The organism is Neisseria leonii (assembly GCF_028776105.2).
Taxonomy (GTDB): Bacteria; Pseudomonadota; Gammaproteobacteria; order Burkholderiales; family Neisseriaceae; genus Neisseria; species Neisseria leonii.
The window spans coordinates 1,216,448-1,228,992 of the sequence record NZ_CP145606.1; the positions used below are offsets into that span (position 1 = coordinate 1,216,448).

The window sequence follows — 12,545 nt, forward strand, 5'->3', positions numbered from 1 at the left end:
AGTAAAACGCGATTTATACCACAAAATCCGTTTGCTTTTCAAGCCTTGCGGCAAAATCGCCGTCAAAGCGCGCTTGATGTGTTGTTTTTTCACAAACGCGCCGCGCCGGTCAGGCCGTCTGAAAACGGCCGGCGCAACACCGTCCGAACCCGCTTCCCGTTTTCAGACGGCCTTCCGCATCAGGGCGCGGCAGATGCCGGGTCGCCGCCGTGCCGTTTCAGGCCGCCGCCCAAGGCTTTATACAGGTCGGCCAGATTTTCCAGACGGGTCAGGCTGCCGGCCAGAAGCTGGGTCTCGGCAGCATAGCTGCTGCGTTCCGCATCGAGCAGGTCCAGCGCGCTGGCGATGCCGTGGCGGTAGCGCAGATTGACCAGCCGCAGATAATCGGCATAGGCGTTGCGCTGCTTGACGAGCGCGGCATGGCTGTTGTCCAGCTGCGCGCGCGCGGCCAGCGCATCGGCCACATCGCGGAATGCCGACTGGACGGCCGATTCATAATTGGCCACTTCCACCTGCTGCATCAGTTTGGCGTAATCCAGATTGGCCTTGTTGCTGCCCCAGTTGAAAATCGGCAGGTTGATGCTGGGCATAAACGCCCATGTGGCATTGCCGCCCTTGAAGAGGTTGGCCAGCTCGGCAGAGCCCGTACCGATGGTGCCGGTCAGGCTGATGCTGGGGAAAAACGCCGCGCGCGCCGCACCGATGTTGGCATTGGCACGTCTGAGCGCGTGCTCGGCCGCACGGATGTCGGGGCGGTTGAGCATCACTTCCGAACTCAATCCGGCAGGCAGACGGCTGATTTTGAACTGCTGGTCCAAAGGCAGTCCGGCGGGTAAATCAGACGGCAGCGGCCGGTTGATCAGCACGGCCAGCGCATTTTCCGCCTGCTCTTTGGTCTTCACCGCACCGGCATAATCGGCTTTGGCCGCTTCAATCAAGGCCTCCTGCTGGCGCAGATCCACAGCGGAAACCACACCCGCCTGATGTTTCAACTGTGTCAGCCGGTAAGTTTCTTCACGGCTTTTCAGCACTTTTTGCGCCAAAGCCATACGCTCTTGGGCATAAAGTCCGTTGAAATAGGCTTTGGCCACCGAAGCGACCAGCGTCAGATGCACCGAGTCGCGTGCCGCCGTACCGGCAAAATAGCTTTGCAGCGCGGCTTCGGCATTGCTCTGCACGCGGCCGAACAAATCCAGCTCGTAGGCCGTGATGCCCAAGCCCACGTTATATGCGGATGAAACATACGAGCGGCCGCTGCCGCTCAAATCGGCGGCGGTACGGGCACGCTGGCCGCTGCCCGAAGCGTTGAGGCCGGGCAGCAGGTCGGCACGCTGGATCATATAGCGTTTGCGCAGGGCTTCGGCATTGAGTGCGGCGGCACGCAGATCGGTATTGCGTTCCAACGCGGTTTCAATCAGCCGGTGCAGGCGCGGGTCGGCAAAATAGTCCTGCCACCCCAAAGAGGCCGCCTGAATCCCCGCTTCCCCGGCTTCATCGTATTTGAACGTTTCCGCCACACTGACCTGCGGCTGCTCGTATTTCGGCATCATGCTGCACGCCGACAACACCAGCACGACGGCCAGAGCGGTACACAACGGTTTGAGAGTGAATGTTTTCATCATACAGAATCCTTGTCGTCGGTACGGACGGCGGCCTCTGCCGTCCCACCGTGTGCCAAACGGCGCGGCTGTCCGTTAAAGAAACGGCGCACCACCACATAAAACAGCGGTACCAGAAATACAGACAGCACAGTGCCGATCAGCATACCCCACAGCACGGTCGTACCGATGGCGCGCTGGCTGGCCGAGCTGGCACCCGATGCGATATACAGCGGCACCACGCCCAAAATAAAGGCGAACGAAGTCATAATAATCGGACGGAAACGCAGATGGGCGGCCGACAGTGCCGCATCCAGCACACTCTTGCCCTGCGCCTGCAAGTCTTTGGCAAATTCGATAATCAGAATCGCGTTTTTCGCACTCAAACCGATAACCGTAATCAGGCCGACTTGGAAATAAACGTCGTTGAGGTATTGGGGCGGCAGGCCGAACAGGCCGCCGGCCAGGTTGCGGCCGGTCACACCCAGCACCACCCCCAAAAAGCCCAACGGCACCACCAGAATCACGGCCAGCGGAATCGACCAGCTCTCATACAGTGCCGCCAGCACCAGGAACACGGCCAGAATGGCGAAACCGTACAGAACATAAGTCTGCGAACCGGCTTTGGCCTCTTCGCGCGACTGGCCGCTCCATTCGAGGCTGAACCCCGGCATTTCGTCCACCATTCTCTGCACCTCGGCCATCACATCGCCCGACGAATAGCCCGAGGCGGCCGCGCCCGAAATCTGCATGGCGGGATAGCCGTTGAAACGCACACTCTGCTCCATGCCTTTTTCCCAAAACACCCGCGCCACAGTCGATAACGGCACCGCCGTACCGCTGCCGTTGGGTACGGGCAGCGCGAGAATATCGGCAGGCTGCATCCGCGCGGCGGCATCGGCCTGCACAATCACGCGCTGCAAACGGCCGTTGTTCGGGAAATCGTTCACATAAGTGGAGCCGAAAGCCGTTCCCAACACATTTTTAATCGCGGCAAAACCGATGCCCTGAGCAGCGGCGGCCTGACGGTCGATTTCGATTTTCAGCTGCGGCGCATCCTCCAGGCCCGAAGCGCGCACATTGGACGCATCAAACATCGGGCTTTGGCGCATTTTGGCAATCAGCTCGTTGCGTTTGGCCAACAGAGCCTCATGACCGGCATTGCTGCGGTCTTGCAGATACATTTCAAAACCGGCACTGGTACCCAGCTCCATAATGGCGGGCGGGTTCATCACAATGGCGAAACCGTCGCGCACGCTGCCCATCAGCGCACCGGTAATTTTACCGGCCACCGACGCGGCATCACTGCCCGGTGCCGTGCGCTCTTTCCAGTCTTTCAGCGTTACAAAACCGAAGCCCACATTCTGGCCGGAACCGGCAAAGCTGAAACCCGACACACCGATAAAATTATCCACTTCGGGCATCGACGTAATCACTTGGTTGGCCACGGCCAATGTCGCATCGGTACGCGCTTTGGTGGCACCGGCAGGCAGCTGTACCATCATCATCAGGCTGCCCTGGTCTTCAGGCGGCAGAAACGATGCGGGAATACGCACAAACAGCAAAACGGCCACCACCGCCAGTGCCACATAGACCGCCATCATGCGCGCGGATTTGCGCAGCAGCTTGGCTACCCGGCTTTCGTAACGATGGGTGCCGTCTGAAAACTTGCGGTTGAACCAGCCGAAAAAGCCCTTTTTCTCCTCGTGATGCCCTTTGGGCAGGGCTTTGAGCATGGACGCGCACAATGCGGGCGTGAGCGTGAGCGCGAAGAAGGCCGAGAACGCAATCGCAATCGCCATGGTAACGGCAAACTGGCGGTAGATATTGCCGGTGGCGCCGCTGAACATCGCCAGCGGGATAAACACCGAAATCAGCACGGCGGTAATACCGATTACCGCGCCGGAAATCTGGCCCATGGCTTTTTTGGTGGCCGCCACCGGCGGCAGACCTTCTTCAGCCATAATCCGCTCGACGTTTTCCACCACCACAATCGCATCGTCCACCACAATACCGATGACCAGCACCATCGCAAACATAGTCAGCACGTTAATCGACATGCCCAGATACCAAATCGAGGCAAACGCGCCCAGCAGCGAAATCGGCACCACAATGGTGGGAATCAGCGTATAGCGGATATTCTGCAAAAACAGGAACATCACAACAAACACCAGCACCACCGCCTCAATCAGCGTATAGACCACTTTCTCGATGGAGATATTGACGAATTTCGAAGTGTCGTACGGTGCCGACCACTGCATATCGTTGGGGAAAAAACGCTGCAACTGATCCATTTTTTCGCGCACGGCCGCTGCCGTGGCCACCGCATTGCCGCTGTTGGACAGCATCACCGCCATGCCGACCGCAGGCTCGCCGTTGAGGCGGGTATCGGCCGCATAACTCTGGCTGCCCAACTGAATATCGGCAACATCTTTCAGATAAACGTTGGCACCGCCGCCCGTACTGCGCAGCATAATATTGCCGAACTCTTCCGGCGTGCTGACCTGCCCGTCGGCAACAATGGTGGCGGAAATCGTCTGCCCCTGCACCGCAGGCAGATCACCCAGCGTACCGACCGACAATTGGGCGTTCTGCGCACTGATGGCCGCAGAAACGTCGGCAAACGACAGATTGTAGTTTTGCAGTTTTTTCGGATCCACCCACACGCGCATGGCACGCTGTGAACCGAACAGGCGGGCATCACCCACCCCTTCTACGCGCTGAATTTCCGGCTTGATGTTGCGCTCGATATAGTCGGCGATTTCTTCCGTATTCATCGATTCGGAAGACATCATCAGCACCATCAGGAAGTTGGATCGCGATTTGGAAACAATCACACCGTTCTGCTGAACCGCAGCAGGCAGCATCGCCGAAACTTCGGACAATTTGTTCTGCACCTCAACCTGCGCCATATCTTCGTCGGTTTCCGGCGTAAACGTCAGGCTGACCGAACCGCTGCCGCTGGATGTGGCGTTGGTGGACATATAGTCCAAACCTTCCACGCCGTTCATATTGCGTTCGATGACGGACAACACGCTGTCTTCCATCACTTTGGCCGATGCGCCCGGATAAGTGGCCGTCAGCGTGATGGTGGGCGCGCCGACCGAAGGATATTGCGAAACCGGCAGATTTCTGATGCCCATCACACCCGCGATAATCACGAAAATCGCAATCACCCAGGCAAAAATCGGACGGTCGATAAAGAATTTAGCCATATTCCCCTTCCTTATCTGCTTTCAGAGGAAGCGGCGGCAGGCTCGGAGGCCGTCTGAACGGCAGAAGCCGCAGATGCCGGCGCGGCGGCCTGCCTTGCCTGTGCGGCAGACGGACTCCACTCTTTCGGCGTGACTTTTTTCGCCTGCATCATACCGGCCACCGCAATCCCGTCCACAATCACTTTATCGCCGTTTTGCAGACCGCCGGTAATAATCCAACTTCCGTTCTGCTGTCCGGCCACCGTTACCGCACGCGGCTCCATGCCGCCTTCGTTGTTCACAATCATCACCGTATCCTGCTGACCGCGCGTTACCGCCTGCTGCGGCAGCAGATACGCACCGGCCACCGCCGCCTGCGGCAGCGAAGCGCGCACATACAGACCGGGCAGCAGCAGATTGTCGGGATTGGGCACTTCCACGCGCAGTTTCACTTGGCCGGTCGCCTCGTCCACCGAAGGGTCGGCAAACAGCAGACGGCCTTGATGGGCGTATTTGGTGCCGTTTTCCAACAGAATATCCACCGCAATGCGGCCGTTGACCGACTGCATCTTGCCATCGGCAATATCCTGCCGCAGCTTCATCACTTCGCCTGCCGACTGGGTAATGTTCACATACATCGGATCGGTCTGGCGGATATTGGCCAGAACCTTGGCATCGCCCGCCGCCAGCAGCGTCCCCTCCGACACATTCGACTGGCCGATAAAGCCGGAAATCGGTGCCGTAATCCGCGAGTAGTTCACATTAATCTGCGCCGAACGGATCGCAGCCTGCGCAGCCTTGACGGCAGCCTCGCCCGAACGCTTGGCCGCCACGGCCGCATCATATTCCTGCCGGCTCACGGCATCGGCCGCCACCAGCGGCTTGTAACGTGAGACATCGGCATCGGCCTTGGCCAAAGCCGCCTGTGCCGTTGCCAGCTGGGCACGCGCACTTTCCAGACCGGCCGCATACACGGCATCGTCCAACTGATAAAGCGCCTGCCCCGCCCGCACATAAGTGCCTTCCCGGAACAGACGCTTCTTGATAATGCCGCCCACCTGCGCACGCACATCGGCCGAACGGTTGGCCTCCAAACGGCCGGGCAGCTCGGTACTCAGCACCACTTCCTGCGCCTGCACCGTAACCACGCCCACCACCGGCGCGGGCTGCTCCTGAGCCGCTGCGGCTTTCCCGCCGCCCGCTCCGCCTTCTTTGCCGCCGCAGGCGGCCAGAACCAAAGCGGCAGACACCGCCAGCACACCGGCACGCAGCGGTACGGATACACTGATCCTTGCCATAATTTTTCCTTTACTCGAAAAACGGTTTGATGTGTGAAAAACAGAAAAGGCCGATACACCGCCCCAAGCCGCCATACCGCACGGACAGCCCGCCGGCCGGGCATCTGCCGACGGCCCGCCCTGCGGCAGGCCGTCTGAAATCCAAGATGCGCGCGATTATACATACAATCCTGTATGTAATAAAGTTAAATTTCTGCGTTATAATGCCCGTTTTCCAACCTGCAACCCCGTTTCCGCATGAGAAAAGCCAAAGCCCAAGCCACCAGACAGCAGCTGCTGGATGCCGCACTGGAAGCCTTTTACGAAAACGGCGTGGCCGACACTTCGCTCGATGCCATCGCCAAACGCGCCGGTGTCACCCGGGGTGCGCTGTACTGGCACTTTAAAAACAAAGAAGACCTGTTCGAAAACCTGCTCAAACAAACGTTCGACACCGTCCGCCACGCCTTTTCAGACGGCCTCACGCAGCAGGCGGACGCAGCAGGTACGCCGCTGAAAAACGCGCTGACCTATCTGCTGGCCCATGCGGAAGAAAACGAAACCACCCGCAAGCTGTGTACCATCCTGCACCTGAAATGCGAACACATCGAAGCGAACCGCACCATCACCGATATTCATAAAAAGTACAGCACGCTGTGGGAAGCCCATTTCCGCGCCGCCATCGAACAGGAAATCCGCGACGGCCGCCTGCCCGCCGATTTGGACACCGATGCGGCCACCGTCTTTCTGCAAGCCGCCGTCAACGGCCTGCTGCAAAACTGGCTCTATAATCAGGAATGGGATTTAAAACGCCTTACCCCGCCCGTTCTCGATACCGCCCTGTTCGCCCTAAGCCGCAGCCCCACCCTCCGCCCCCCCGGCAGCTTGCCGGCGACGGACAATCGGGGCTAAGATAGCGTACCGACCGTCCGATAAGGAACCGCCATGCCGCGTATCCGCCTTCCTGCACCCGAACGCATTCTCTTTTCTACCGACATCACCGTCTGCATCGGCGACATCAACTACGGCAACCATCTGGCCAACGATGCCGTCCTGCGCCTGATGCACGAAGCCAGACTGCGCTGGCTCGCCTCGGGCGGTTTCAGCGAAACCGATGCCGGCGGCTGCGGTCTGATCATGGCCGATGCCGCCGTACAGTATCTGGCACAGGCCTATCGCGGCGATGTGCTGCGTTTCGACCTCGGCATCGGCGAAACCACCCGCGCGGGCTTTATCCTGCTGGCCGCCGTCTACCGCGCCGGCGACGGCACGCCCGTAGCACTCATACAGAACGGCATGGTCTTTTTCGACTACGCCGCCCAACGCACCGCCGCCATGCCCGCCGCCTTCCAAGCCTTTATCGCCTGAACACCATCGGTTACAATCGCCCCGTTTCCCCATACAAAACGTCAGGACTTTGCCATGTTTGCCGTGATCGGAGGCAGCGGCCTCACCCGCATTCCCGAACTGGAAATCACCCACCGTCAAATTATCCGCACACCCTACGGCCTGCCCAGCGCGCCGGTTCTGACCGGCCGGCTCGGTTCGCGGCAGATTCTGTTTCTCGCCCGCCACGGTCTCGCCCACACCCTCGCCCCGCACGAAATCAACTACCGCGCCAACATCTGGGCGTTGAAAGAAGCCGGTGCAGACGGCATCATCGCCATTTCGGCCGTTACCGCACTCCGTGCCGATCTAACCGCCGGTTCACTGGTTCTGCCCGACGACTTAATCGACTACACCTCAGGCCGCGCCGACACCTTCTTTGAAGGCGGCAATGCCGCAGTACGCCACACCGATTTCAGCGAGCCCTATGATGCCGCCCTGCGCGCCGCCCTGCTGGATTTGGGACAGAAACACGACACCCCTATCCTCAGCAGTGCCGTTTACGGCTGCCTGCCAGGGCCGCGTACCGCCACCCGCGCCGAAATGCGCCGCTTTACCCGCGACGGGGTGGACGTTATCGGCATGACCGGTATGCCCGAAGCGGTTTTGGCACGCGAACTGGACCTGCCCTACGCCCACCTGTGCGGCGTAGTCTGCTGTGCGGGCAGCAGCACCGGCAACACACACCAGCGCGACATGCAGAGCCACAGCGCGATCGGACAGATCCGCCGCCTGCTCAAAGACTGGTAACCCCTTTTCGGAAGGAATGCTGTTTTGCTGCCTGCATTTTCTCCCACCCGCCACGCCGCCCCCTTGCTGGTGACAGGCTGCATCCTGTTCGGACTGGGCAGCCTGATTGTGAAATTTTCTTCCGTCGGCCCATATGCCCTGTCGATGTGGCGGTTATTGACCGCCGGTCTTATTTTTGCCTGCCTGACACGGTTTTTCGGCCACAAACTGCCCGAAAACCGCCGCGCCGTATGGTGGTCGCTGCTGGCCGGCGTGTTTTTGGCATTTGATTTGGCCCTATGGGCGGAAAGCATTCATGCCGTCGGCCCCGGTATTTCCACACTGCTCAACAGCTTGCAGATTTTCTTTTTAACCGCCTTCGGCTTTTTTCTCTTCGGCGAGCAGCCGGGCCGCCGCCAGTCGGCCGCAATGGCCGCCGCCGTGGCAGGCGTGGTGCTGATTGCCGCGCCGGAATTCGGTAACAACAGTGCCGCCGCTTGGGGTTTTGCCAGCGGCACGGCGTCGGGCGCCATGCTGGCCGCTTCCATGCTGGCCGTACGCAAAGCACATCAGGCCGAAACCGTGGCACTGTTTCCCATGATGCTGCTGATCAGCTTGGGCGGCGTGGTGTCGCTGATTCTGCCCGCACTGCTGTTCGACCGGCACGCGCTGTATCCGACAAGTGCCGCCGATACCGGACTGGTGCTGGTGTACGGCGCCGTCATGCAGTGCCTGGCCTGGGGCATGATTGCCTATACTGTACCGCTGCTGCCGCTCTCACTGACCGGCCTGCTCCTGTTGACCGAACCGGCAGCCGCGCTGCTGATTGATGCGTTCTGGCTGGGAAAAACGGTTGAACCTATGCAGTGGTGCGGAGTATGGATTACGTTGGCGGCCGTATATCTCGGCTCGCCCCGGAGTCCGTCGCCCGGACATGCGTCCGCAAGCTGACAAGGCCGTGCGGAACCGGCCGGATTGGTGTAAAATCCGCCGTTTAACGACAACAGGCCGTCTGAATCCGCCGATACGGATTTTCAGACGGCCGCCACCGTAAAAACCGCATGAAACCGTTTGCCCAAGCCCTCAGTGCCGCACTCGACCGCTGCATTGCCACCAAAGAAATCAGCCGCCAAGGCCGTCCCGTCGGCTTTCTCTACCGCGAAGCCCCCGTCTTCGAACACGACAGCGGCTGGCGTTTTTTCAGCGGCGGCGAAAGCGACGAATATACCGACAACCCCGACAACTTCACCGTTTCGGGCATCGGCGACATTCTCGCCGCCAACCCCGACATCGCCCCACTGCTGCAGGAAGCCGAAGGCGCATGGGAATGGACGGAAAACGGCTTTGCACCCGTGGCCGATTGGCAGCCGCAGGCCTGACCGCCCCTACCCTCCTTATCCGAAAGACAAAACCATGAACATTATCGAACCCAATCTGAACGGCGAACACCTGCGCATCGGCATTGTGCAGGCGCGTTTTACCAACGAAGTCGGCTCGGCCATGCTCGAAGCGGCCGTCAACAAACTGCGCCAACTGGGCGTACACGACGACAACATCACCGTTGCCACCGTACCCGGCGCGCTGGAAGTGCCGCTGGTACTTGACTCGATGGCCGGTACCAGCCAGTTTGACGCACTCATCGCCATCGGCTGCATTATCCGCGGCGAAACCTACCATTTCGAGCTGGTTGCCAACGAATCCGGCGCAGCCCTGACCCGCGTAACGCTGGACTACAAAATCCCCGTAGCCAATGCCATCCTCACAACAGAAAACGACGAACAGGCGCACGCGCGCATTGTCGAAAAAGCCGAAGATGCCGCCGTAGTGGCCGTCGAATGCGGCAACTTGATCAACCTGCTGTTAGGCGAACAGGAAGAAGACTGATGCCGCACACGCCCAAAAAAACCAGCCCCCGCCGCCGTGCCCGCGAACTGACCGTACAGGCACTCTACCAAACCGCTCTGGGCGGCCATTCCGCCGTTGAAGCGGCGCAAAATATCCGCGAACATAAAGACTTTGCCTTTGCCGACGAACAACTGTTTACCGCACTCTTTTTCGGCGCACACGGCAACAGCAGCCAATATATCCAAACCGTGCGCCCGCTGCTCGACCGCGACGAAAAAGACATCAACCCCGTCGAGCGCGCCGTTTTGCTGATGGCCTGCCACGAACTGTCGGCGATGCCGGAAACACCGTATCCCGTCATCATCAACGAAGCCATCGAAGTCACCAAAACTTTCGGCGGCACCGACAGCCACAAATTCATCAACGGCATTCTGGACAAACTGGCCGCACAACTGCGCCCGAACGATCCCAAGCGCGGCTGAAACCGTCCGCCGGCAACCCTGCCGGCCGCACGCGCACGCGACATCTCAGGCCGTCTGAAAACCGCCATTACGGATTTTCAGACGGCCTGAGTACTCGGCTGCAATATATTTGGCGGACGACGGCTCCCCATGGAATCAAAATATCCGCCCGAAATAGCTATGTTTTCCCATCCTGTCTTGCAACCCTGAACACTATTGCCGGATACAGGGTGTCCAATCTACCCATGCGGGCAACGCGCATTCATATTCCATTCCAACGGCAAAACGTAGGTCGGATTTTCAAATCCGACATCGTCCCAAAATGCTTGTCGAACCGGTATCCTGCCTGCCCATTGCCAAAACATCGCTCTATCGCTCTCAGTTGTCGGATACAGAGTATCCCACCTACCCATCCTGACACACGCGATTTTAAAAACAAAACGCAGGTCGGATGCCTGAATCCGACATCGGCACAGATTTCGCAAATCATCAACAATCGATACCGATTATCCGGCCTTATCCGCCCTGCTCCTCACAAATTCTAGTCAAACACCTTGCGCGCCTGCGGCGGCCGTCCCGCCCAGTCGCAGACAAACTGCCATGCCGTCCGGCCGGAACGGCTGCCCCGCGTCTGCGCCCAATTGAGCGCGGCATGGCGGGCGGTATCGTCCAACTGCAAACCGAAATCGGCCAGCCAGTTTTCCACCGCCTGCAAATAATCGTTTTGATCAAAAGGATAAAAACTCAGCCACAAACCGAAACGGTCGGACAGGGATACTTTTTCTTCCACCGCTTCCTTGGGGTGGACTTCGCCGCGCCCGCTGCCGAGATTTTCGTCCATATATTCGGGCATCAGGTGGCGGCGGTTGGACGTGGCATACACCAGCACATTGTCGCAACGCTGCGACAGGCCGCCGTCCAAGGCGGTTTTCAAGGCCTTGTAGCCGTCTTCGCCGTCTTCAAACGACAAATCGTCGCAAAACACGATAAATTTTTCCGGCCGCCCCGCCACCAGCGTCAGCAGCGCGGGTAAAGCAGTCAGATCGCTTTTGTCCACTTCGATCAGGCGCAGGCCGCGGTCGGCGTATTCGTGCAGCATGGCTTTCACCAGCGAAGATTTTCCCGTGCCGCGCGCACCCGTCATCAGCACATTATTGGCCGGACGGCCGTCGAGAAACTGCTCGGTATTGCGCACCAGCTTGGCCGCCTGTCCGTCCACCGCCGCCAGTTTGGATACCGCAAATGTATGCGGGTGCGGCAGAGCCTCCAACACTCCGCCCTGCCCGTTTTTGCGCCAACGGTAGGCCGATGCCTGCCAGTCGGGTTCGGCCGCCTCGGGCGGCAGCCACGCATCGAGGCGGCGCATCACGCTGACCGCCAAACGCAGAAAATCCTGAAAACTGCTCATATCCGTTATCCTATACTCAGAGCGGTGCAATATAGCACAGCCGCAACGCCGCATCATTAGGCAAAGCCGCCGATTTGCGGTATATTCCCTATCGGAAATTTGTGGAGACAAACCATGTTCAAACGCCCCGAAGAACTCATCATGGCCGCGCTCGCGCTGCTGTGGGTGGTATTCAGCTATTTTGCCGTTTCCTATCTCGGCGCACCCGCACAAACCGCGCTGCTGACCGCCGCGCTCACGCTGATTTGGGCAACCGTGTTTTTCCTGCTGTGGCAGCGCAATCTGACCCGCCTGATCTGGCCGCTGTTTCTCGGCCTGCTCACCGCCTGCTGGTGGCCGGTTCTGGACTGGTTTGCCGTGCGCGGGCTGGTTGCACCCGAAGCATTCGGCGACACCATTATCGTACAGAAACCCTGGTACGCTTCGTGGACGTTCAAACTCATTGCCGCTGCGGTCGTCGCGCTTTCGGGCTACGGTTTCAAATGGAAACAGTATAAAAAGCATACGATTGACTGATACTGCCTCAAAAGGCCGTCTGAAAACGGGTTTTCCGTATTTCAGACGGCCTTGATTGTTCCCGGCATACGGCGGCATCACAAGATACAGACTATCCCCCATTTTCAAAACCGTAGGTCGGATTCCCGAAT

Annotated in this window: 12 protein-coding genes; 8 read left to right on the forward strand and 4 right to left on the reverse strand. The window is 59.2% G+C overall.

Annotated elements, in window-relative coordinates:
- Positions 1 to 179: 179 nt before the first annotated feature.
- The 3 genes from ORY85_RS05825 to ORY85_RS05835 are packed head-to-tail and all read right to left on the reverse strand — an operon-like array spanning position 180 to position 6,090.
- Positions 180 to 1,619, reverse strand: coding sequence for an efflux transporter outer membrane subunit (locus tag ORY85_RS05825; protein WP_274572138.1), 1,440 nt, complete (start codon positions 1,617 to 1,619; stop codon positions 180 to 182).
- Positions 1,619 to 4,813, reverse strand: a complete 3,195-nt coding sequence (locus tag ORY85_RS05830) for an efflux RND transporter permease subunit (RefSeq protein WP_274572097.1) — start codon at positions 4,811 to 4,813, stop codon at positions 1,619 to 1,621. Before ORY85_RS05830 ends, ORY85_RS05825 begins: the two co-directional genes overlap by 1 nt.
- Positions 4,814 to 4,824: 11 nt before the next feature.
- Positions 4,825 to 6,090: an efflux RND transporter periplasmic adaptor subunit gene (locus ORY85_RS05835; RefSeq protein ID WP_274572098.1), complete on the reverse strand. Its 1,266-nt coding sequence runs from the start codon at positions 6,088 to 6,090 to the stop codon at positions 4,825 to 4,827.
- Between the two features lie 237 nt (positions 6,091 to 6,327).
- On the opposite strand from ORY85_RS05835, the gene ORY85_RS05840 reads away from it, so the two are divergent.
- The 7 genes from ORY85_RS05840 to nusB all read left to right on the forward strand — a co-directional run bounded on the left by ORY85_RS05840 (position 6,328) and on the right by nusB (position 10,511).
- Entirely contained in the window at positions 6,328 to 6,981 is a 654-nt protein-coding gene (locus ORY85_RS05840) for a TetR family transcriptional regulator (protein WP_274572099.1), read from the forward strand.
- A 33-nt stretch (positions 6,982 to 7,014) separates the two neighbouring features.
- On the forward strand, positions 7,015 to 7,437 hold the full coding sequence (locus ORY85_RS05845) for a thioesterase family protein (protein WP_274572100.1): 423 nt from the start codon (positions 7,015 to 7,017) through the stop codon (positions 7,435 to 7,437).
- Between the two features lie 54 nt (positions 7,438 to 7,491).
- Positions 7,492 to 8,205, forward strand: coding sequence for an S-methyl-5'-thioinosine phosphorylase (locus ORY85_RS05850; protein WP_274572101.1), 714 nt, complete (start codon positions 7,492 to 7,494; stop codon positions 8,203 to 8,205).
- A 27-nt stretch (positions 8,206 to 8,232) separates the two neighbouring features.
- Positions 8,233 to 9,135 carry a DMT family transporter gene (locus ORY85_RS05855; RefSeq protein WP_274572139.1) on the forward strand — a complete coding sequence of 301 codons (903 nt, stop codon included), beginning with the start codon at positions 8,233 to 8,235 and terminating at the stop codon, positions 9,133 to 9,135.
- A gap of 110 nt (positions 9,136 to 9,245) precedes the next feature.
- Entirely contained in the window at positions 9,246 to 9,563 is a 318-nt protein-coding gene (locus tag ORY85_RS05860; RefSeq protein WP_274572102.1) for a DUF2185 domain-containing protein, read from the forward strand.
- 34 nt (positions 9,564 to 9,597) lie between these two features.
- The gene (gene ribH / locus ORY85_RS05865; RefSeq protein WP_274572103.1) at positions 9,598 to 10,068 is read left to right on the forward strand and encodes a 6,7-dimethyl-8-ribityllumazine synthase; all 471 of its coding nucleotides are present in this window, start codon (positions 9,598 to 9,600) and stop codon (positions 10,066 to 10,068) included.
- Entirely contained in the window at positions 10,068 to 10,511 is a 444-nt protein-coding gene (gene nusB, locus ORY85_RS05870; protein ID WP_274572104.1) for a transcription antitermination factor NusB, read from the forward strand. The genes ribH and nusB overlap by 1 nt, the downstream gene beginning before the upstream one ends.
- Positions 10,512 to 11,031: 520 nt before the next feature.
- Here the strand turns inward: nusB and ORY85_RS05875 are convergent.
- Positions 11,032 to 11,898 carry an ATP-binding protein gene (locus tag ORY85_RS05875; RefSeq protein ID WP_274572105.1) on the reverse strand — a complete coding sequence of 289 codons (867 nt, stop codon included), beginning with the start codon at positions 11,896 to 11,898 and terminating at the stop codon, positions 11,032 to 11,034.
- Between the two features lie 114 nt (positions 11,899 to 12,012).
- On the opposite strand from ORY85_RS05875, the gene ORY85_RS05880 reads away from it, so the two are divergent.
- Entirely contained in the window at positions 12,013 to 12,414 is a 402-nt protein-coding gene (locus tag ORY85_RS05880) for a hypothetical protein (protein ID WP_274572106.1), read from the forward strand.
- Positions 12,415 to 12,545: the final 131 nt, after the last annotated feature.